The following is a 23,699-nucleotide window of genomic DNA, read 5'->3' as shown; positions in this document are numbered from 1 at the left end:
TAAAATATTGTTAGTAACCGATTTATCCAAGTCAACCCATGGAGGTTTCTTAATGAAAAAATATTTTTTCATATTTTCATCTTTTATCGTAATTATTAGTATTCTTACTTATATATTCTTGATTCCACATCCTACAAAGCTAGATATGACTTACCCCTCATTTATGACTGCAGTTACTAATAATCAAGTAAAAAACGCTTATCTTTCTCCTAATGACAATTTCTTTCAAGTTGAATTAGTAAATAAGCCAAATATATTATATCGTATTCCAAATCCTAAAACAGATAATTTTACTGAATATCTATTACTTCATAATATCACTGTACAATATGGAAATGAAAATGCCCTTCTTAATGCATTTCGTATCTTTGTTATAGTCCTAATCATTGGAGCAATGATATATTTATCCAAAAAAGGTAATCCTAAGAACTTTAATATATTTGACTCGAATAAAAATAAGAACAAAGAAAACAAGGAACTTATAACTCTAGATCAAGTTGCTGGTAATGTTGAAGCGAAATCTATGGTACAAGATATTATCGACTTTATTAAGGATCCAGAAAAATATTCTGATGTAGGTGCTAGAATGCCAAGAGGTCTTCTCTTCTATGGCCCACCTGGCACAGGTAAAACGTTATTAGCCAAAGCAATTGCAGGTGAAGCAAATGTTCCATTTTATGCAATGAGTGGTTCTGACTTTGTTCAGATGTATGTGGGTGTTGGAGCTAGTCGAATTCGAAACCTCTTTCAAAAGGCAAAGAAGAATGAAAAAGCTGTTATCTTTATTGACGAGATTGATGCAATCGGTAAGCACCGTGCTAGAAGTGCTTCCGCAAGTAATGACGAAAGAGATCAGACATTGAACGCATTATTAACCGAAATGTCTGGATTTCATGAGAATAAAGGGATTATTGTAATAGGTGCTACGAATCGTTTGGATACTTTAGATGAAGCTCTCCTTCGTCCAGGACGTTTTGATCGCCAGATTGAAATCAATTTGCCTGATTTTAATTCAAGGCAAACAATTCTGACTCATTATGCGAAACAAAAGCCAATCTCTGATGATGTAAACCTTGAAGCATTATCAAAATCTACGGTATATTTTAGCGGTGCCATGTTAGAAAATCTTCTAAACGAGGCAGCCATCAATGCAGCAAATGATAGTAATACAGTGATCACCCAAGAACACATTGATCGTGCTTTCTATACTATCCTTGCAGGTTCGCCTAAGATGGATTTAAGCTTTTTAACTGATAAAGATAAGAAAATAACAGCATATCACGAGGCTGGACACGCTCTTGCAACCAAGATATTACAACCCGAACATTTTATATCAAAGGTTACTATTATACCTAGTGTACGAGGTACAGGTGGTTTTAATCTTAGCATTCCTAGTGATACACAATATCAGACAAAAGAACAGATTATTGCAAGTATCCAAGTATTACTTGCTGGTAGGGCTGCAGAAGAACTTATCTTTGGCTCCTCTAATATAACAACTGGTGCAAGTAATGATATACAAAAAGCCTCCTCTCTTATTCTAAATTATATCAATAAGTTTGGAATGGATCAGGATATGGGGCTATTCAGTATGGATGTACTTGAAAAAAATTATGACAATCAATTAGTAAATCGCTGCAGAGAACATATCAACGATCTATATGATAAAACTTTATCGTTACTTACAAATAATCAAGAATTACTTGAACAAATAACTGCAGAATTGATAGAAAAAGAATCCTTGAATCATGATGATATAAAACGTATCTGTGCTTAAAGCTTAACTGTAAAGTTACTTTTGATCATTCATATTAAAGTATGCATTAATATGGATAATCCTTAACATACAATAACCGTTTCTATCATTTTTCTTTCATGATAGTAAACGGTTATTGTTCCGTTATATATATTATGAGTTCCCCTACAAATGACCTGGTTCAAAAATCTAGCCTGAGTACTACCAAACAGGTTATTTGTTGGACTACTCATATTATTTATTAATAGTTGGGCACTCACTTAATAATTAAAAGTAATTGGTAATATATTCATTTGTTTATTAAGTAAAATAATACAGAATCTTTTTTCTTTATTTTTTTATATATTTTATGGTGATTACTTGAAAAACCTTCGATTATTTTATATAATGATTTTTATTGTGTAACACTTTATAATGTTAAACTATAAAATTATTCTATTAATCTTTATGATTTTTTTAATTTAACATATGAATGTAATCTTTAAAACATTATATTTATTTTCATTTGAACTTAAATGAAAATACGTCTGCATATTCATTGCAGCAAGGGGGAAAACATGAATTTTGTATTGGACACTCATACACACACTATCGCAAGCGGACATGCTTATAGTACTATAAATGAAATGGTTGAATCAGCAAAAGAGAAAGCACTTGAATTACTATGCATCACTGAACATGCACCAACGATGCCTGGTACCTGTCATGTCTTCTATTTTGATAATCTTAGAGTAGTCAGAAGGGATATGGAAGGAATTGAACTATTACTTGGATCTGAAACAAATATCCTAGATTACAACGGTACAATTGATTTAACCGAAGATACCTTACGAGGACTTGATATTGTAATTGCAAGCTTACATAGTCCATGTATTACAGCTGGTACCAAAGAGGAAAATACCAATGCTTTGATTGGAGCAATGAAAAATCCTTATGTAAATATTATTGGTCATCCTGATGATTCTAGATTTCCAGTTGATTATGAACGATTGGTATTAGCCGCAAAAGAAAACCATGTTCTTTTAGAATTAAATAATAGTTCACTTAATCCAAAAGGATTTCGTGCTAATGCAAAAGAAAATGATCTTATAATGCTAACTCTATGCAAAAAATATGATGTTCCAATCACTTTAGGAAGTGATGCACATATAGCGGATGACGTTGCTAACTTCTGCTATGCAAAAGAATTATTAGCACAAACTGAATTTCCTAGCGAATTAGTTATGAATACTTCAACATTGAAATTCAAACAATTTATCCAAGTGAAAAGAAATTTAATCAAATAAATATACGCCCTACTATAATCCGCTTTACTTTAAGACTTTATCGTGGTAAAATTATAGTGTCTATTTATTTAAAAATGATATACTTGAAAGATTTATATAATCTGTGGTTCTATTTATCTTTGCAAGTACGAAAGCATAAAAATTAACTAATAAGGAGCTGTTATAATGAGTAAAAATATTAGAACTTCAGCCGTTGATCATTTATTTGAGGCTATTTTAAGTTTAAAAGATTCCGAAGAATGTTATATATTTTTTGAAGACATCTGCACAGTGAATGAACTTTTATCACTTTCTCAAAGATTTGAGGTTGCAAGAATGTTGCGTCAACACAAAACATATTTAGAAATCGCAGAAAAGACAGGAGCTTCTACTGCTACAATTAGTAGAGTAAACCGATCTCTTAATTATGGTAATGATGGATATGATATGGTATTCACAAGAATTCCAGAATTTAATGATGATATGAAATAAATTGAAATAGATATTACAGCAAATATTTATTCTTTTTAAACAAAAGATACCCCAATATATCAAGATAAGGTAGTAATACTACTTACTTATCTTGATATATTGGGGTATTTTTGTTTATTCATTTCCTTTGGATGACTCGTCCTTTTTATCCTTTTTCTTGTTTATATCAAAACCATCGATCATTTTCTCAATTATCATTTTCTTAACATAAACATCAAAGCTAAGCATACATATGAAAGTAAATGTTGTAAGGAATTCTCTTTCCTCTTCATTCTCGGCTTCTTCAAACGTTAATTTTGATTTACTATATTTACGAATAACATCCTTTATTAGTACATTAATCTGATCTTTTTCTAAGCTAAATACTTCTTTATATATTGATTCTAAATTAATCTCATTATTTTTATTATAATACTTTTCAGTTAACGGGCTAAATATTCTCTGTATATCACTTATGGATAAAATATTTTTAAAATAATAGATAAAAATAAGGAGTAGCATATGCTCCTTCGAATACTTCTTTTTATTAGGAGAAGGCAACAGATTGTTCTTCGTGTAGTTATTAATCATAGTCTTAGTAAGCATCTTATCATCATCATATCTCTTGGTTGATTGTAAATGCTCGTCCATAAAAGTTGTTACCTGGTCCATATATAAATCGATATTTGGAATATCCTCTGGCTTTATATAATCTATTTTCTTCAAATAGCTCATAATATCTTTAATACACTCTTCGTTGGTAATTCCCATTTTATCACCTCTTTATTCCTATTATATAGTACTGATAACTAGATGTAAATAATTTTTTTGTACAAATTATGATATTGGATATCACATTTGTCAAAAATTTTTATTTAAGAACAACTATTTATTTTATAATTTTTTTATAATTGTCTTTACTCAGAACATGTGTTCTGTTATAATAAGTAACATAACTAGAATTGTTTAAACAAGTAAAAATTATCTATGATCAAATAATTAATAGGGAGTTATGATATGAATAAATCAAAGAATACTTCAAGAAATTCTGATATTGGAGTCCTTGCTTCTTTTAATGGATTAGGTACTATCAACCCTTTTCGAGTATGTATTAATGATATTGAATATAATGTAAAAGAAATTCTATACAAAAAAGATAATCATTATGCAGCTATGCAAAGTATATCCTTTGTTTGTAGACTCGATGATGACCAAGTAAAGGAAATTATATATTTTGTAACAACACACTGCTGGAAATGTAGAGATATTATATTAGATTCCAATCATATAAATCATTGATTATTTAATGTCATATTAGCCCTTTTATATAGGTTAAATTTTTCTGCAAATGCAAGAATCTATTGTTGTATCTCCTTTCTATTGATGTTATAATTAACCGTATGTTTGTTCGTGTCAGTATTTGAACATATTTCGACAAAGAAGAATCAATTATGAAGACATATTAATGATAGAAAGTGGCAAGGACGCACCCGTAATCTGCGTCCTTTCACGTGTAGAAAAGAAAGGACGAATGAAAATATGAGTATCTATGATTCATTAAATCCAGTTCAGCGTGAAGCTGTTGAACATAATAAAGGCCCTCTTCTTATCTTAGCCGGAGCTGGTTCAGGTAAGACAAGAGTATTAACACATCGAATTGCATATTTAATTGACGAGTACAATGTTAATCCTTGGAATATACTTGCTTTAACATTTACGAATAAAGCAGCAAGTGAAATGAGAGAACGTGTAGATAATATCGTAGGCTATGGTGCAGAGAATATCTGGGTAAGTACATTTCATTCTACTTGTGTTCGAATCTTAAGACGATGGATCGATAAATTGGGATATGATAAAAGTTTTACGATCTATGATGGTGATGATCAAAAATCTCTTATGCGAGAAGTCTGTAAGTTCTTAGATATCGATACGAAAACTTACAAAGAACGTACTCTCTTATCCGTTATATCTTCTGCAAAAGATGAACTGATTTCTCCAGAAGAATATGCGTTACGTGCAGCAGGAGATTTTGTTAAGGTTAAATATGCAGAAGTTTATAAAGAATATCAGAAGCGATTAAAAAATAATAATGCACTTGACTTTGACGACTTAATCTGTAAAACAGTAGAGCTCTTTCAGAATGATAAGGAATCTCTGCAATACTACCAGAACCGTTTTAAATACATCATGGTTGATGAGTATCAAGATACGAACACAGTACAATTTCGTTTCATCAGCCTATTAGCTTCCACTAAGAATGAAGAAGGTGGAATCGAACATAATCTGTGTGTTGTTGGAGATGATGATCAATCTATATACAAATTCAGAGGGGCCAATATCTATAATATTTTAAATTTTGAGAAGGAATTTCCTGATACAAAAGTAATCAAACTAGAACAGAATTACCGTTCAACTAAGAATATATTAGCTGCTGCCAATGAAGTCATTCATAATAATCTCGGTCGAAAGGATAAGTCTCTGTGGACTGAGAACGAAGAAGGTGATTTAATTACTTTTTCTCATTATGATACAGAACATGAAGAGGCAAGTAGCGTTGTCAATGATATTTATGATATCATCCAACAAGAAGGTGTAGACTATAGTGATTTTGCAATACTATACCGTACCAATGCCCAATCTCGTGTATTTGAAGAAAAATTTATTCTAAAGAATATTCCATATAAGATTGTTGGTGGAGTAAATTTCTATCAGCGAAAAGAAATTAAAGATATTTTAAGTTACTTAAAAACCATTGATAATGGTCTTGATAATCTTGCTGTTAAAAGAATTATTAATATTCCAAAGCGTGGTATTGGTCTAACAACAATTGATCGAGTTGATGCTTATGCCTATAATAATGATTTAAGTTTCTACGACGCACTTCGCCATGCTGATTATATACCAGCACTTGGACGTAGCGTAGGCAAGATTACACCTTTTGTTAGCTTAATTGAAGCTTTAAAATCAAAGCTCTCCTCTCCTACTTATTCTCTTGAAGATTTGGTAAATGAAATTATAGATGCAACTGGCTATGTAAGAGCATTAGAAGAAGAAGGTACGGAAGAAGCTGAAGATAGAATTAATAATATCAACGAATTAATCAGTAAGGTAGTTGAATATGAGAAGAATGCTGATGAAGAGCCTACGTTAAGTGATTTCCTTGAAGAAGTAGCTCTTGTAGCTGATATTGATAATCTAAAAGAGACTAATAACATGGTAGTGCTCATGACTCTTCATAGCGCCAAAGGGTTAGAATTCCCATATGTATACCTATGCGGTATGGAAGATGGAATCTTCCCAGGGTACATGTCCATCACATCCGATGATCCAACGGAAATCGAAGAAGAACGCCGTCTTTGCTATGTTGGTATCACCAGAGCTATGAAAAAGTTAAATCTTAGTGCTTCAAAACAAAGAATGATTCGTGGAGAAACTCAATTTAACAAACCATCTCGCTTCTTAAAAGAGATTCCGAGAGAATTATTAAATCAATCGATAAGTACTGTTAAAAGAATAACTAGAGACTCTAATCCATTTAATTTCAATGATAATGGAGCTTTAACAAACTCTTCTATGGATTTTGGAACATTTGAGAAACCAAAGAGTGCTTATGCTACTGCCAAAAATAGTTTTTCTTCTAAACCATATGTTGCAGCTCCAACAAAGCAATTTGCTGTAAATAATGGCACTAAATTGAACTATTCGGTTGGCGATACCGTGAAACATATTAAATTTGGTGTTGGTATTGTAATGGATATCACTGAAGGTGGTAGAGATTATGAAGTTACGGTTGATTTTCCCTCCGCAGGAATCAAAAAAATGCTTGCAACTTTTGCTAAATTAAAAAAAATAGAATAATTTAGACAAATTTTATACAAATTATATAGTAAACGCAGTTCTTGCGTGGTATAATACAAGCATTAAACTAAGACCTTACTAATTATATCCTATCTTGTAATATCTTAGTGAGAATTATTTAAATTTGGTTTCATCGAAAAATTGGAAGGGACGTGTACACATTGAATAATAAGATTGAAGAAATATTAAGCGCTGTCAAACTAAGTGAATTAATGAATAAGAAAGAAAAGGAACAAGAAAAGCATTGTATTTGGCTTTATATTTTAGCTGGAATAGCTGCAGTTGCTTCTTTATCCACTATTGCTTACCTACTTTATAGACACTTTAAACCAGATTATCTGGAAGATTTTGATGATGATTACGATGATTTTGACGATGATGACATCTATGAAGAAGATGAAATTGTTGATGATACAATTAACACAAATTCTAATACACAACCTACAGAAGAATAATTAACAAAAAAGTAATCAGTTGCGATGCGACTGATTACTTTTTTTCATTTATATATATAATTACTTGTTATTACAATTCTTTATTGCTCTGCCGCTTTATTTGAAAACTTATTGTTAACTAAATCCTTATATGGAACCTCTTCCTTTAGTTGGCCAGCTTCTTTTAAAATACTTTCTAATAAAGTGAAACTCTTTTCCTCAAATACGGCATTATCTTTCCAGGTATCTTGTTCTGCATATCTTGTAACAATTGCTATCAAATCATCCTTTGCTGTTTCAGGAAATTGAGGTGCAATTACATCTGCAATCTCTTCTGGTGTATGTGTATTTACATAATCCAAACCTGCTTGAATAGCATTTGTAAACTTTTGAATCGTTTCAGGATGCTTCTTGATATAGCTTCCCTTTGCTGAATAAGCAGTGTAAGGAACATAACCACTATCAACTCCAAGAGATGCTACTACATTTCCCTCTTTTTGCTTTTCAATTGCTGTTGCAGATGGTTCAAATTCTACTGTATAGTCTCCTTGACCAGAGATAAATGCTTCTGCTGTATGGCCAAAGTCTATATTTTGTACAATTGTTACATCCTTCTTTGGATCAATATTATTATTCTTTAAAATATATTCCAGAACCATCTGAGGCATTCCGCCAGCTCTTCCACCCAATATAGTTTTTCCCTTAATATCTTCCCATTTAAAATCTTTATCCGCATCTCTAGCTACTAAAAAGTTACCTGCCCTTTGTGTTAATTGAGCAAAGTTAACTACGTAATCTTCTGCTCCCTCATTGTACACATAAATCGATGCTTCCGATCCCATAAATCCGATGTCAGCTTCCCCTGATAATACAGCTGTCATTGTTTTATCTGCACCGAATCCAGTAACTAATTTCACATCTAACCCTTCATTCTGAAAATATCCCAGTTCAAATGCTACATATTGAGGTGCATAAAAAATGGAATGTGCAACTTCATTTAATGTAATTTTCTCTAGATCTTGGTTCTTTTTACAACCAGTCATACATGGCATGATTGATAATATGATAAGAATGAACGCCATCAAACACGCTACATTCTTTGAAAACAATGCCTTCTTCATCATATCCTCCTTGCTTTCCCAATTATTAAGTAACTTATGTACTATAATATATTTGGAAAAGAAGTAGTTGGTGCTTGTATCAAACTGGATTCCTCTTAATTACTTCTAACTCTCTTACTTAGTTCCATACTATATTGTTTTGGCGTAACTCCATATTTCTTACGAAATAGATTAATAAAATGAGAAATATTCTCATAACCAAGCTTATAAGAAACCTCTGTAACCGTTTGATATTTTAGTAATTCTTGTGCTTTTACTAACTTAAGATTGGTAAAATACTGATTTGGATTAATTCCAATTGCCCGCTTAAAACTAGTAGAAAAGTTTGCAAGTGACATATTCAAACGATATGCGACATCATTCACTGTAATATCCTCATAGATATGTTCCTTCATTAAATCGATAGCCATCTGAATACTTGAAGTTGTTTGATTCTTTGAAATATGTGGAAAGAGCTTATGCTTATATAAATAATACGTTATTTCTTGTGCATACAAATCTATTAAAAACTCTTTGTTTTTTTCTTTACTACCTGCTGTATCGATTACTCTATTAATTACAGCATTTATGCGATCATCAGTTATAACAGACATCTGATTAGATGTATTCTTATCTTGAATGTCTATATTGACTTTATCATTAATTTCAGAAATTAATTGATTCGATATCTCAAATACTACTGCTTTTGTTGGTTTCGTTATCTCCATATTTACAGTAGAATGTGGTTTTAGTAATATAATTTGATCTTTTCCATAGGTAAAAGTATGCTCACTATTGATTGTTACTTTTTTCTCACCTTGTATAATTGTACATAAACGATTATATTCATAGGAACAGTACATATCTTTATAGTGAGTAGCCAAATCATAATACATAATTCTTAAATGTTCTGTTTCTACTCCATCACTTAATTCTAATTTTCTATTAAAACTATTCATTTAACACCTCGAACTAATTCACTTAATGCTCATTAGAGAAACTATTTTTCGATTATATCATAATTTGTCGATTTTTCAAATATATTTTAATTTTCGTATATTTTATAAAAAATATGATTAGTTAATGTTATAACAGTAAGATATGATAAATACGAACAACTTTTTCAAATGTAAATTTATATTAAGGAGATTTCTATGGGTTACAAATTTTATATGCCACCATTAAGTTTAATGGGTAAGAACTGTTTAAAAGATGCAGGACCACAAATTGCTTCTTTAGGTTTAAAGAAAGCGTTAATTATAACAGATACTTTTTTGATTAATATAGGATTAGTTAAGAAAATAACAGATGTTCTTGACGAAAACCAAATTGATTATGTTCTATATGATGGTGTTAAGCCAAATCCTACTATCGCTTCCGTAGAAGAAAGTTCCATGATCTTAACAGAACATAACTGCGACTTTGTAGTATCTATTGGTGGTGGTTCTGCGCACGACTGTGCAAAGGCTGTTGCTTTATTAGCTACGAATGGTGGAACGATTAACGATTATGAAGGTGTTGATAAATCTAAGAAAGCTGCCCTTCCTCTTGTAACAATCAATACAACTGCAGGTACAGCAAGTGAAATGACCATCTTTTGCATTATTACGGATGAAGAAAAGCATATCAAGATGGCTGTAGTTGATAAGAACGTGAATCCTATCATGGCAATCAATGATCCTGAATTAATGATGGCAATGCCAAAATCATTAACTGCTGCAACTGGAATGGATGCACTAACTCATGCCATTGAAGCTTATGTATCAACAGCTGCAACTCCAGTAACAGATACTTGTGCATTAAAAGCCATCTCATTAATATCTAAATATTTAGGAAAAGCAGTTGATAACGGTAACGATGAAGAAGCTAGAGAACAAATGGCTTACGCAGAATATTTAGCTGGTATGGCATTCAATAATGCAGGTCTTGGTTATGTACATGCAATTGCTCACCAGTTAGGTGGATTCTATAACTTACCACATGGTGTTTGTAATGCAGTCCTACTTCCTCATGTTCAGAAATTTAATCAAGAGATAACACGCGAAAGACTTTATGATATTGCAAAAGAAATGGGAATTGACACTACCGTTCTGACAATTGAAGAAGCTTCTGAAAAAACAATTGATTCAATTAAAACACTTTCTTCTTATGTAAATATTCCAAGTGGTTTAGCTGAATTAGGCGTAAAGGAAGAAGACTTTTCTGTATTAGCAGAAAATGCTTTAAAAGATGCTTGTGGACTAACCAATCCTAAAAAAGCGTCCTTAGAAGATATTATATTAATTCTAAAAGCAGCAATGTAATCTTGAAAAGGAATAATACTTTAGAATTGATATTATATAAATCTCCTTTGATATATTGAATGGTTTCTTTCATGAAATGAACCCCTGCCTTCCAAACATATTCAATTATCAATCACATGAAACGGGTGTCAAATTATTATTTGACACCCGTTTATTTTATAATAAATATCTTACAGTAAATTAAAACAAGACTTTTGACTCCTTAAGCAGTTGCTAATTATTTATTATTAGAAGCTTCAGATTTACTTCCAAAAGTTATCTTCACACTCTTTTCGGTATAAGTACCATTCACCTGTCTACTGAACTTAATTGTTGCTTTTGATCCAGCTTTATAAGTTGCTAAATATTCTTGAAGATCCTCCATTGATTTCACCTTATTATTATCAATTGAAGTAATGATATCCCCTTGAACTAGACCAGCTTTTGTAGCCGCTGAGGAATCTGCTACTTGGTTAACATATACACCAACAGGCATACCTAATTGTTTAGAGTATTCCTCCGTAACATCTGCACCTACAATACCCATATATGCTTGTTGACTTTCTGGAACAGATTCTTTGTTCATAAGAGCATTGATAATTGGTATAGCATCACTGATTGGTATGGCAAATCCCATACCTTCTACTTCTTCTGATGCATATTTGGAAGAATTAATTCCAATTACTTCCCCATTAGCATTAAGAAGTGCTCCACCACTGTTTCCTGGATTAATTGCAGCATCCGTTTGAATTAATTTCATAGTTCCATCTTCAAATGATACTTCACGGTTAACCGCACTAACATATCCTACTGTTACTGATTGACCATAACCAAGTGCATTACCAATGGCAATTGCTACAGATCCAACCTTTAATTTTGAGGAATCGCCTAATGTAGCTACTTTTATTTTAGATAATGTACTACTCTTAATATCACTCTTCTTAACACTTACTACTGCTAAATCAGAATTACTATTCGTTCCTTTAATTGTAGCCTCTACTACTGACTCGTCACTAAATGTTACTTGAACTTTTTTAGCATCTTCTACAACATGATTGTTTGTTGCAATTAGGATGTTATCGTCATCCTCACCAATGATAATTCCCGAACCACTTCCAGTTTCATCTTGGCTATAATTTCTACCAAATACATCACTTTGATTATATGTTATTGTTGATGTGATAGAAACAATAGAAGGCATTACACTATCTACGACACCAGATACATCACTTGTAGTTGTAGATGAAGTGCTTGATGTTGTAACAGCAGATACCGCCTTACCTGATGAGGTATTGGTTGAAACTATATTCGAGTTCGTTGTACCTATTTTACTTGCTGTAGTTCCACCTACTGCGTAATTATATCCTTGAAAGGATACCCCTGCAATTAATCCAAATGCTAATGCTGCTGCTGTAAATTTTGCTGCACTTTTAAATCTCGTTTTTTTCTTAGGCTTTATCTTCTTTTCATCTTCTGAGATTACCTGGGCGTCGATGGTTTCATAAGTATTGTAATTATTGTATTCGTCATTTTGATCTTGATACATATTCATTTCTCCTTTCAATTCTTCATCATTATTTTCTATTTTTCTTATCATAATGTTCATCTCCTTTTGCTAGCTGAAATTATTAGTAGGTTTACTTTTTGGTTCATAAATTTGTATGTTCGTAATTGGTCATTACGTTTATTTATTTTGTAATTAGAGTTTATCAAGAAAGTATGTTCAATTTGTGATTAGATTTTGAAAAAAATATGAATCAAATATGATTAGAGTGTCAAAAGCATTAAATGAGTTGCCCTACAAATGACCTGTCGGGAGGTAGTCTAGGCAATTTGCACAAAACAGAAAAACTCATGCTTCATTGAATATGTATAAGAAGCTCTAGTTCTCAGATCATTTTTTGTAAAACATATGCTAGGACAGATAACTCGCTGCGCTCAGACAGATCTATCCTAGCATATAACACAAAATGATCTGAGAACAAGATCTTCTAATACATATTCAAAGGCGCAATCACTTCTTCTGTTTTGTGCAAATTGCCGGGCTAGATTTTGAAACAGATCATTTGTCGGGCAACTCATTAAATAAAATAAATTAAATTAATCCAAAAAAAATCTGTAATATCGGATATTCCGATACTACAGAGCTTTTCAATATATATGTTCTACCTTCTACAATTCATTGCTTCGAAATGGAGCTAATGGGAGTCCATTTTTGTTAAATATAGATACCTTATCAAAATTAGTCCATTGATATCTTACATGCATTGGATTCTCTATTTCGTCTGCTTTCACAATAATTTTGTCAGCTTCAATTCTAGCAGTTGCTTTCACAAAGACCTCATTATCTCCTGCTACTTCGAATCCATTTACTTCATCACCATCTAAGACCAATCCATCCTCGGCATTATTAAACTCAAGTACTATCTCATTCTCTTGTCGTAATAAACTTTTAAAGATTGGTCCATAAGGATTGATGTCTTTGCCATACACATGGAATAGTGCCTGTAAAGCAAGACGGTTACCAACTGATTCTTTATCTAACGGATGAATATTATTAAATTCTCCAAGATCAAGCGCTACTGCAAGGCCGGTATTCTTAATTGTCTTATGAACTTTCATCTGTGCTTCACGAATGACTGGCCAATGTTTATGATCCACCTCACCTCTAGGAATATACATTGGTAACTGTACAAATAAAAATGGCAATTCATAATCTTTAAAATCATGTCTCCACTGATCTATAAGCATTGTAAGTAGTTTTGCATAGGTTGTTGGTCTATGGTCATCACTTTCTCCTTGATAATAAATAAATCCTTTTAATGAAAGTGGTACAATTCTACTTAGCATTGTCTCATAAAGACCACAGGCACGGAATGGCGATTTGGGTCCTAATGGTTCAGGATATGGGCATTCACCTGCTATCTCAAGAACTTCTCCCCATACAATATCCGGTCTTTCTTGATATAATTTATCTGAAATCTTCTTCCATCTGTCATAATCAACAATATTTTGTTCTCTTGCTTTATCGTAATCATCGACAGAAGCATATTTTTTCATTGCTTCTTCATAGTCTTCTAGATATATTCTCGTATCAGAATCTTTTTCTAGATATTCTTTGCTAATCCATGCTGATGCAGATGTTCCACCCCAGTTACAGCCAACGATACCAATTGGAACATCAAGTTCTTGATTAAGTTCCTTAGCAAAATAATATCCAACCGCTGTAATATTAGCAACCGCATCGTAATCGGTACTACTGTTACATATATGCCAAGCATTATTACGTTCTGCTTCTAGAGCATTTTCATCCAAGAAGCTTTGTTGTAAAGAATTATAGATACGAATATTAGGATAATTTGCCTCTTCAACCGCTCTTTTGCCATCCTTACTATTCACTAATTGCAATTCCATATTAGATTGTCCGCCAGCTAACCACACATCACCAATTAGGATATCCGTATATTCTACCATCTCGTCTTCGCAAGTAATATTTAGTCTAGCTGGACCTCCAGCCTTCCTACTTGGCAGAATAGCCATCCATTTTTGCTCTTTTACTATAACTGAAACAGTTTGTCCTTCCAATGAAACAGTAATTACATCATTGTCCTTGCCTTCACCCCATACTCTAATTTCCTTGTCTCTTTGTAATACCATGTGATTACTAAAGATTGGAGCTACTGTAAATCTTTGTGCCATTGATCTATCCTCCTAAAGATAAAATATTTTTATTACCTCTATTCTACCTTCGTGAGGGATGAAATTACATGTCATATGTTATCCTTTTCATAGAATATATAATCTATTAATTATTTATTTTGATAGGAAGTAGTCAATCTATTATTAATCTATTTATTTTATAAAGCTATATACACTCAGTATATTAAAATTAGGTATTTAATTCTTTCATTGTAAAGATTCTTTTATTCCAAAAAAGTTTAACTTAGAAACTTCCCAATATACGCATATTAATTGCCTCTGCATTAATACCATTTAATGCATTCTTTACACCTGGATCATTTAGATTCCCTTCAAAATCAACAAAGAATCGGTATTCCCAACTTCTGCCCTCTAAAGGTCTAGATTCGATATTTGTCATGCTTAGATTATTATATATAAAATGAGATAACATATTATATAAGGTACCACTTGCATGAGGTAGTTCAAAACAAATACTTGTTTTAAGCGCACTCTTTAAAAACATTTTTTTATTGGTAATAATAATAAAACGAGTTGAATTAGCATCATTATAATTAATTGCTTCTTTCAATACTTTAAGACCGTAACATTTACCTGCACGAACACTTGCTATAGCTGCTTGAGTTATATCATTATCTTCTAATACTTTCTTAGCACTTGACGCAGTACTAGCATATTCCATACGTGTCACATCATTTAATGTATCCAGAAATTTAGAAGACTGTAATAAACCTTGTACATGAGAATAAACTGTTCTGATATCTTCTAACTTTGCATCTGGTAATCCAAGTAATGCTTGATCAACTTTCACAATATGCTCCCCGATAATGTAGTTATCATATTGTACTAATAGATCGTAAATATCCGCGATACTTCCTGTGGAGGAATTCTCAATTGGAAGAACCCCATAGTCAGCTCTTCCCATTTTTAGAGCTTCCATTACACCCTTGAAGGTCTCCTCGTGAAAGCTTTGAATATTTTCTCCAAAATAATTTTCCATTGCTTCTTCTGTATATGATCCGCGAACTCCAAAGTAGACTACTTTCGTATTTTCATCCATATCTATTTTCTCTTTTTGTATGAAGTTATTATACTGGTTCTCAGCTGTTACTAGACGATATTGATATTTACGACTCATTGACATAATCTGAGTAAATAATTCTTCTATCCCATGTTTATTGAATTCATTACTTGCTAATGCCTTTAACGTTGCTAATTTCTGTTCTTCTCTTTCTTTATCATATACCTTCTTACCTGTACTGATCTTATACTCTGCAACTTCATTGGTTAATTTCATTCTCTTCTCAAATAACTCTACTATCTGTTTATCTATTACATCTATATCATCACGAATCGCCTTTAAATCCAACATTTTCTATCGTTCCTCTCTTAGAATTCTTTTTCCTATTATATACTAGAATTTATCTTTATGCAATTATACTTTAAAGTTTTAAATTGTCAGCGTGTTTTTTCATTTAGTTATAAATATTATGAGTTGCCTGACATATGACCTGTTTTAGAGGTAGTGTAGACAATTTGAACAAAACTGAAAAACTCATACTATCAAATTATTAATTTTGCACATAATACATCACTTCAATAGATTGAAAATAATGCAGAATTGATATATAATTAACTATATATTACAAATTATTTTATAATTCAACTTATTTTTAATTTGAGTGTACATTTCCAAGCCAAGTTTATTGATACTGTTTTTTGATACTAACTACCAATATAACTGTGGCATGGAAATTTGGCACGCCACCAGTAGACGCACACAAGCAAATCTCAACGCATTTATATCATAATAGTCTTTCTTAAGTTTTACCATCTAATGCTATCACAAAAATAAATAAAATGGGGAGTTACATATGAAGAAATTAATTAAATTTATTCCGTTTCTCATTCTACCGATTATTACAATGATACTTCTAGCAGTATTATACTTTAAAACACTTGGTAATGATGAAGAACATCGAGTCGGAAATCAAACGGGGAATCTATGGAATTGCGGACTATATGAGGAGATTGGTGATAGGATATACTTTAGTAATTCAAATGATAATGGTGCCTTATATGTAATGAATCACAAATGCACCCATTTCAAAAAGATTAGCTCAGATTCTTCTGCTTATCTTAATGTAACAAATAAGAATATATATTATTCCATACAAGATTCAACTATTGTAAAGAGTAATTATGAAAGCTCAGCTATCAATACCTTATCAACTGTAGGAATCTATCGTGTTCGATTGGATGGAACCCATCGATCAAGTATTAATGACGGAAACTGTAGTTATTTGAATATGAATGGGGATTCTATCTATTATGAAAATAATAGCGAAGAAGAAGGTAAGCAACTTTACTCCTATAATCTACAAGATAAAAAATCAACTTTAATTGCAGATGAAGAAATAGCTCCTGTTGGAATATATAATAACCGATTATATTATTCTTCTGAATTTGATGGCTATACTCTTAGAAAAATCAATTTAGACAATATGTATTCCTTTACATTATTAGTAGGAGAATACCATAATCCAATCGTGATTGGAGACTATATATACTTCATATCTGCGACTGATAACGATGCTATTGGTCGATGCAATCTAGATGGAAGTAATCCAACTATACTAGTGAATGAGTCGACTTCTGCTTTCAATCTAAGTCTCAGTGGAAGATATCTCTACTACCAAGTAAATGATGGAGCTAATAATAGGCTTTGCGTCATGAACTTAAGTACTAGAAAGTCAAAAGATATCATAAGAGGTGACTTTGAATATCTTAATATAACAAGTAACTATCTTTTCTTTAGAGACAGCAAAAACTTTACAGATTATGTTCTAACTGTCGGTGATAATAGTAAATTAGGCGTCTTTGATCCACCAGTTATTAAATAAATATATAAAGGAGTTGCCCGACATATGACCTGTTTGGGAGGTTGTCTGGGCAATTTGCACAAAACAGAAAAACTCATGCTTCATTGAATATGTATAAGAAGATCTAGTTCTCAGATCATTTCATGTAAAACATATGCTAGGACAGATAACTCGCCTTGCTCAGACAGATCTGTCCTAGCATATAACACGAAATAATCCGAGAACAAGATCTTCTAATACATATTCAAAGGCGCATTCATTTTTTCTGTTTCGTACAAATTACCAGGCAAGATTTTGAAACAGGTCATTTGTCGGGCAACATCATAAAAGGAATCTATATAAAATATCAGGAGGGATACTCTCATCCCTCCTGATATTTTATAACTCAATCTTTGCAATAAATAATAAATCTTATATATAAATTCTATAAATTTAACTATATAATTAAACAAATATAATGGTTGGTAACTTTTCTATTACGAATTTAGATAATTATATGAAAGTAATCATAAATCTGATTTAAAAAAGATAATGAACCAAAAGCGATAATAACCTCATCTTCCGCTACCTCTTCCATTGCTTTTCTAATTGCAACATTTACACTTTTTGCATCTACCACATTTTTATGGTATTTTCTAATAACCTCTGCTAACTGATTCGATGGTAGAGCTCTCTTGTTATCCGTATCAATCGTATATATCGTATCCGCAAAAGAAGAGGTAATCTGGATTACTTTCTCATATTCTTTATCTGCAAATACGCCTATAATAAAGGTCACATGTTTATCCTTAAGATATAGCTCCATAGATTTACGTAAAGAGATTGCGGCATCTTCATTATGTGCACCATCTACAATGAATAATGGTGATTCATGCAGTATTTCAAATCGGCCTCTCCAAACAGTTTGTGATAATCCCTTTCTTACGGACTCTTCTGTTATCGTATACCCTTCTAATTTTAATCTTTCAATAGTTTCAATCGCTGTAGCAGCATTTTTTACTTGATTCTCTCCGATAAGTTTTATCTTAAGGTTCTTATAATTTTTATAAGAGAACTTGATCCCTGATAGACCATGTTCCACATCCTTTAGTTCAGTAAAATCAGCCAATCTAAGATTACATGATAATTCTTCACATCGATTCTTTAGCACACCTCTTGCTGCAGGAACTTGATCATAGGATACGACTGGTACTTCTTTCTTTATGATTCCTGCCTTTTCATAAGTAATCTTCTCTATTGTATCACCTAAGAATTGCATATGATCCATACTAATTGAAGTGATTACGGATAGAACAGCCGTCTCGATTACATTCGTCGCATCTAATCTACCACCCATTCCTGTCTCAAGAACAACGATATCGCATTTTTCATCTCTTAGATATAGAAACATCATTGCTGTCTCGATTTCAAAAGTTGTTGGATGGTGCAATCCTTTCGCTAACATTTTATCATTAGCTTCTTTTAGAAGACTAACATAATGACTAACTGCTTCTCTTGTAATATAGCTATTCTGAACTTCATTCTCTACTTTTTCACTAATCTGAATTCGCTCTAGATAATCAAATATAACTGGAGAGATGTATCTTCCTACTTTATATCCAGACTCCGCTAAGATGGATGCTATATAAGCAGCGGTCGAGCCTTTTCCATTAGTACCTGCTAGATGAATAAACTTAAGGTCATTCTGCGGATTACCTAGCATATTTAGAAGTCCCCTAATATTATCAAGGCCTAAAACACTTCCATATTTCTCAGTATCCTTAAGATACTCTAATGCTTCTTCGTAAGTCATATTCTGCATCGTTATTACTTCCTTTTAGTTATTTTTCATCACACACTTGGAAAATGAAAAATTTTAAATAATAAGATTCATCCGCAGCCCATAGAATTGGATGATCTGGTGCTTGAGTACGATATTCAATCTGTCTTAAACGTTTCTTAACATTTCTAGCTGCCTGACCTACTGTATCTGTAAATAGATCTGGTGTCATAAAATGTGAGCAAGAACATGTTGCAAGATATCCACCATCTTTGATTAATTTAAGTGCTCGTAGATTTATTTCACGATATCCTTTGATTGCATTCTTTACTGAATTTCTTGATTTCGTAAAAGCAGGTGGATCAAGGATGATAACATCATATTTTTCACCTTTTTCTAATAGTTCCGGTAATAAATCGAATACATCTGCACAGGAGAAATGAACTACTTTTTCTAAACCATTTAACTTAGCATTTTCTTTTGCTTGTTCAACTCCTAACATTGAAGCATCAACACCAAGAACGCTTTTTGCTCCATTTATCCCTGCATTTAATGCAAAAGAACCTGTATGTGTAAAACAATCTAATACTTTAGCATCTTTACAAAGCTTACCAATTGCATCACGGTTGTATTTCTGATCTAAGAAGAACCCTGTCTTTTGTCCTTCTTTCACATCTACCATGTATTTTACGCTATTTTCAACAATCTCAACTTTGGTATCAAATTCTTCTCCGATAAAACCTTTTATTCTCTCCATACCTTCGTTTAAGCGAACCTTGGCATCACTTCTTTCATATACGCCACGAATCTTCATTCCTTCTTTTCCAAGTTGTTCCTTTAGAATCTCGATAATTTCTATCTTAAATCGATCAATACCAAGTGCTAGAGATTGAACTACAAGAACATCTGAGAACTTGTCCACTACCAAACCTGGTAAGAAATCAGCTTCCCCAAAGATTAATCTACAGCTACTCATATCAACTACCTTTTTACGGTACTCGATACAATCTCTTACTCTCATTTCTAAGAAATCATGATCAATTTCTTGTCCTTTTTTCCTTGACATGATTCGAACTCGAATCTTGGAATTCGTATTAATAAAGCCTGCTCCCATATAATAATCATCAAAGTCATGAACTTCAACGATATCTCCATTTTCAAATTCTCCTGTGATATTGTCGATTTCATTATCGAACACCCACATACCACCGGATTTTAAAGTTCTTCCTTCACCTTTTCTTAACTTAACAATTGCTTTTTGCATGTTTTTTTCTCCATTTATAATCTTAATTATTTCTTTTCATTTCATTACTCTTATTTTAATGAAATGTTATATATACAATTCTAAATTAATCTTTTGATTCTCACTGCTTATTATAGCACAAGCGATACAGAAATAAAACGCATAAACTACTAGATTCTATCTTTATATTATTTAGCAAATATTAAAGTATAATCTGACAGTTTATGCGTATATGAAATCATTAATTTCTAGGATAGGATTCTATTGTTTCCAATATTGCGTCATAGATTGATGCACCTATCGCATCTCTATTATCTTCTGAACGTAGAATGTCTACATCATTTTCGTTAGAGATAAATGCTGTTTCTATAAGTACTGCAGGCATAACAGTCTGATTCAGCACTTGCAGACTCTTCTTATTGATACCTCTATCTGTACTTCCTACTGCTTCTACTAGATGACTCGATACGATACCTGCAAATTTACTTGAGGTTAAACCAGAGGATGCAAGTTGATCCTTTTTAGAAGAATAATATATTGTAGTACCTGCTGCATCTAAGTTCGTAGGACTGGCATCAATATGTACACTAAGGAATAGATCAGCATCCACTTCATTTGCCATCTTTACTCGATCTGTTAAGGAGACACCCGTGTCAGTTAATCTTGTGTAATACACTTTTATTTTGGAATCATTATCAAAGTAATTCTTTGCTTTTAATACTAGATCAAGAGTTACTTCCTTTTCGATTAATTCATTCCCATAATACTCTCCGAGTGTTCCAGGTTGATTTCCACCATGACCTGCATCTAGTACAACAATTGTAGGATAGATATCTTTTGGCGGTTTTACTGTAACAATAATAGAGCTACTATTATCTTGCACTTCGAATCCTCGAATTATATTGGTTTTAATGATAACCTCAGTATTTCCTAAAGCATTTAATTGTACTGTTACAGTAGCTCTAGTTCCATCCTCAACAGTAATATTAGAATTATTAAGAACCGCTGTATAATCCCCTTGTAATGTAAGAATGTATTGACGATTCCAGTAATCATCTTTGCTTTCTAGTACGTTCATATTAGAGTCTGTTTTTGGTATGGTAATTGTATTCCACTCATCTTCACTTGGATCATTTTGAGATACTGTTGGCGTTATTGTGGTATTTTCTATCGCTACAGTTCCCGTTTTACTATACCAAGAGTAGGTAAGTCCAAGATTTTCTGCCACGAACCTTGAAGGTACAAGAATCTTTGTCTTATTTGCTTTCTTGTATGTAACTTGTACTGGGGCTAACGTCATATTCTTCTTAACGCCATTTACTGTTGCTGTCTTACTGCCTAATTTCATAAGAATTTTCTTACCATTTAATTCAATCGTTATAGTCTTAGTTGATTTATTATAATTTCCAGTCGCCCCAATACCCGACTTTATAAATAAATCTTGATAAGAAAATAGAGCCGTATTATTCTGTAATATTCCTGGGGTGCTATCTAGATTAACATCTGTGCCATTATAGGTAACTTTTAGCTGAGCACCCTGATAGCTTATCGTTTTCCCATTATATTTTATGATTAGATTACTGGATGCTTCAGCTGTAATTGGCAATATAAAAACGAGAAATACGGATAGTATTGCTATGTACTTTTTCATCTGGATCTTACCTTTCTTTCATATTTGACTTTACTCCTGTTAATTGCAATTATAATCATATTATATCGTTTTGTTTCTTAAATATCATTAAGATTTTCTTAAGTTCGATATCTTTATTACTTATTTGCTTCTCTATGTAATAGCTATCATAAATTTGCACATAATAATAACAAGATGTACTGATAACTGATTAAAAGCGTGGCTTGTCACGCGGATGGGAGTTCCGATGAAAAAATGTTTTATTACTAATTTTATAATCTGTGGCTTAGTTGGCTGGTGCTTTGAATGTTTCTTTACAGGACTCGGTGCAATAAAACATAATGATAGAAAATTACTTTGCAAAACTTCAATATGGATGTTTCCAATCTACGGACTTGCAGCTTTCATCTGCCCTATTCACAATATTATTAATAATAAGAATACTCTTGTTCGTGGATTTATTTATACTCTCTGTATCTTTACCACAGAATTTATCACCGGTGAATTATTAAAAAAATACAATGCTTGTCCTTGGGATTATAAGAAAGCCAAATATAATGTTGATGGTGTAATTCGATTAGATTATGCTCCTGTGTGGTTCTTAGTTGGTTTGCTTTATGAAAGAGTTGTATCCAAAAACTCGTAATAGAATAGAATATTATACATAAGAGGCTTTTACGAAATAGTTTATTTACTACATCGTAAAAGCCTCTTATTATCCTAAACTTAGTCTCTTGGTTAAGGTATCAAAAGTCATTATTTTAGTTATCAAGTGTATATCGTTGTATTATTATGACTTTTGACCCCATAACCAGCTACTAATAGTTACCTCTCCCTTGCGAATCTAGGTAACAGGTAATGACCATGAAATGTTTCAACTACTGAACATATTTTATCAGCAATACATACTATAAATGCTTCTTTATAGCTTGGAACGGAAAGAGTCAAAGGCCACATATGTTTTAATATAATATCCTTTTCAATCTCAGTTAAATCAAATACTTTTCTTGCATTTTTATAAGCACACTTTGGATGATAGAAGGCATGTAGCGGACGATTCTTATCTTTAATATGCCAATCATATAGAAAATAATCATGAAGTAGTGCACCACGGATTAAGCTTTCAAAATCAACTTTAATTCGTAACTTCTTACATAGGCAAAAACTTAGATAAGATACTGCAATACAATGATCTAAACAAGTTACATTACCATGCTGAACAAATTGATCAATGATCCTAATCTCTGGCAAATCAATTATTTCCATAACCTTTTTTCTAAAATATATTCTATCATTTTTTGCTAATGACATTTTATCCTC

Annotated in this window: 19 protein-coding genes; 9 read left to right on the top strand and 10 right to left on the bottom strand. The window is 32.1% G+C overall.

From position 1 onward, the window contains the following. Window positions 1-52: 52 nt before the first annotated feature. The 3 genes from bsdtb5_RS08230 (at window position 53) to bsdtb5_RS08220 (ending at window position 3,513) form a co-directional block, all read left to right on the top strand. Complete coding sequence (locus bsdtb5_RS08230) at window positions 53-1,777, top strand: ATP-dependent metallopeptidase FtsH/Yme1/Tma family protein (protein ID WP_271715547.1); 1,725 nt, start codon at window positions 53-55, stop codon at window positions 1,775-1,777. A 536-nt stretch (window positions 1,778-2,313) separates the two neighbouring features. Continuing rightward, complete coding sequence (locus bsdtb5_RS08225) at window positions 2,314-3,042, top strand: phosphatase (RefSeq protein WP_271715546.1); 729 nt, start codon at window positions 2,314-2,316, stop codon at window positions 3,040-3,042. 165 nt (window positions 3,043-3,207) lie between these two features. Next, window positions 3,208-3,513, top strand: coding sequence for a YerC/YecD family TrpR-related protein (locus bsdtb5_RS08220; protein WP_271715545.1), 306 nt, complete (start codon window positions 3,208-3,210; stop codon window positions 3,511-3,513). A 114-nt stretch (window positions 3,514-3,627) separates the two neighbouring features. On the opposite strand, the gene bsdtb5_RS08215 is transcribed toward bsdtb5_RS08220, so the two are convergent. Next, complete coding sequence (locus bsdtb5_RS08215; RefSeq protein ID WP_271715544.1) at window positions 3,628-4,263, bottom strand: DUF1836 domain-containing protein; 636 nt, start codon at window positions 4,261-4,263, stop codon at window positions 3,628-3,630. A gap of 246 nt (window positions 4,264-4,509) precedes the next feature. Here bsdtb5_RS08215 and bsdtb5_RS08210 point away from each other — a divergent pair, with 246 nt between their 5' ends. From bsdtb5_RS08210 to bsdtb5_RS08200, 3 genes are all read left to right on the top strand, one after another. After that, the gene (locus tag bsdtb5_RS08210; protein ID WP_271715543.1) at window positions 4,510-4,791 is read left to right on the top strand and encodes a hypothetical protein; all 282 of its coding nucleotides are present in this window, start codon (window positions 4,510-4,512) and stop codon (window positions 4,789-4,791) included. Window positions 4,792-5,031: 240 nt separating this feature from the next. Then, complete coding sequence (pcrA, locus tag bsdtb5_RS08205) at window positions 5,032-7,350, top strand: DNA helicase PcrA (RefSeq protein WP_271715542.1); 2,319 nt, start codon at window positions 5,032-5,034, stop codon at window positions 7,348-7,350. Window positions 7,351-7,511: 161 nt separating this feature from the next. Beyond that, window positions 7,512-7,805, top strand: coding sequence for a hypothetical protein (locus bsdtb5_RS08200; protein WP_330611977.1), 294 nt, complete (start codon window positions 7,512-7,514; stop codon window positions 7,803-7,805). An 80-nt stretch (window positions 7,806-7,885) separates the two neighbouring features. Here the strand turns inward: bsdtb5_RS08200 and bsdtb5_RS08195 are convergent, their stop codons facing one another. Both bsdtb5_RS08195 and bsdtb5_RS08190 read right to left on the bottom strand, forming a co-directional pair. Continuing rightward, window positions 7,886-8,905, bottom strand: coding sequence for an ABC transporter substrate-binding protein (locus bsdtb5_RS08195; RefSeq protein WP_330611976.1), 1,020 nt, complete (start codon window positions 8,903-8,905; stop codon window positions 7,886-7,888). Window positions 8,906-9,000: 95 nt separating this feature from the next. Then, complete coding sequence (locus bsdtb5_RS08190; RefSeq protein WP_271715541.1) at window positions 9,001-9,843, bottom strand: AraC family transcriptional regulator; 843 nt, start codon at window positions 9,841-9,843, stop codon at window positions 9,001-9,003. Between the two features lie 195 nt (window positions 9,844-10,038). Here bsdtb5_RS08190 and bsdtb5_RS08185 point away from each other — a divergent pair, with 195 nt between their 5' ends. Then, window positions 10,039-11,187: an iron-containing alcohol dehydrogenase gene (locus bsdtb5_RS08185; protein WP_271715540.1), complete on the top strand. Its 1,149-nt coding sequence runs from the start codon at window positions 10,039-10,041 to the stop codon at window positions 11,185-11,187. Between the two features lie 217 nt (window positions 11,188-11,404). Here the strand turns inward: bsdtb5_RS08185 and bsdtb5_RS08180 are convergent, their stop codons facing one another. The 3 genes from bsdtb5_RS08180 to bsdtb5_RS08170 form a co-directional block, all read right to left on the bottom strand. Next, window positions 11,405-12,763 (bottom strand): S1C family serine protease, encoded by a 1,359-nt coding sequence (locus tag bsdtb5_RS08180; protein WP_271715539.1) that lies wholly within the window; start codon window positions 12,761-12,763, stop codon window positions 11,405-11,407. Between the two features lie 575 nt (window positions 12,764-13,338). Beyond that, complete coding sequence (locus tag bsdtb5_RS08175; RefSeq protein ID WP_271715538.1) at window positions 13,339-14,865, bottom strand: sialate O-acetylesterase; 1,527 nt, start codon at window positions 14,863-14,865, stop codon at window positions 13,339-13,341. A 244-nt stretch (window positions 14,866-15,109) separates the two neighbouring features. Then, on the bottom strand, window positions 15,110-16,237 hold the full coding sequence (locus bsdtb5_RS08170) for a bifunctional chorismate mutase/prephenate dehydratase (protein ID WP_271715537.1): 1,128 nt from the start codon (window positions 16,235-16,237) through the stop codon (window positions 15,110-15,112). A gap of 502 nt (window positions 16,238-16,739) precedes the next feature. On the opposite strand from bsdtb5_RS08170, the gene bsdtb5_RS08165 reads away from it, so the two are divergent. Further along, window positions 16,740-17,768, top strand: a complete 1,029-nt coding sequence (locus tag bsdtb5_RS08165; protein WP_271715536.1) for a DUF5050 domain-containing protein — start codon at window positions 16,740-16,742, stop codon at window positions 17,766-17,768. 463 nt (window positions 17,769-18,231) lie between these two features. Here the strand turns inward: bsdtb5_RS08165 and bsdtb5_RS08160 are convergent, their stop codons facing one another. The 3 genes from bsdtb5_RS08160 to bsdtb5_RS08150 form a co-directional block, all read right to left on the bottom strand. Continuing rightward, entirely contained in the window at window positions 18,232-19,548 is a 1,317-nt protein-coding gene (locus tag bsdtb5_RS08160) for a bifunctional folylpolyglutamate synthase/dihydrofolate synthase (RefSeq protein ID WP_271715535.1), read from the bottom strand. Window positions 19,549-19,567: 19 nt separating this feature from the next. After that, entirely contained in the window at window positions 19,568-20,770 is a 1,203-nt protein-coding gene (locus tag bsdtb5_RS08155) for a class I SAM-dependent rRNA methyltransferase (RefSeq protein ID WP_271715534.1), read from the bottom strand. A gap of 220 nt (window positions 20,771-20,990) precedes the next feature. Next, complete coding sequence (locus tag bsdtb5_RS08150; protein WP_271715533.1) at window positions 20,991-22,400, bottom strand: N-acetylmuramoyl-L-alanine amidase; 1,410 nt, start codon at window positions 22,398-22,400, stop codon at window positions 20,991-20,993. A gap of 226 nt (window positions 22,401-22,626) precedes the next feature. Here bsdtb5_RS08150 and bsdtb5_RS08145 point away from each other — a divergent pair, with 226 nt between their 5' ends. Then, complete coding sequence (locus tag bsdtb5_RS08145) at window positions 22,627-23,025, top strand: putative ABC transporter permease (protein ID WP_271715532.1); 399 nt, start codon at window positions 22,627-22,629, stop codon at window positions 23,023-23,025. Between the two features lie 179 nt (window positions 23,026-23,204). On the opposite strand, the gene bsdtb5_RS08140 is transcribed toward bsdtb5_RS08145, so the two are convergent. Beyond that, the gene (locus tag bsdtb5_RS08140) at window positions 23,205-23,690 is read right to left on the bottom strand and encodes an HD domain-containing protein (protein ID WP_271715531.1); all 486 of its coding nucleotides are present in this window, start codon (window positions 23,688-23,690) and stop codon (window positions 23,205-23,207) included. Between the last annotated feature and the right edge of the window lie 9 nt (window positions 23,691-23,699).

This window comes from Anaeromicropila herbilytica, from assembly GCF_016591975.1.
GTDB lineage: Bacteria > Bacillota > Clostridia > Lachnospirales > Lachnospiraceae > Anaeromicropila > Anaeromicropila herbilytica.
Note: the sequence above shows the minus strand (reverse complement) of the source record. Positions and strands in the feature narration are given on the sequence as shown.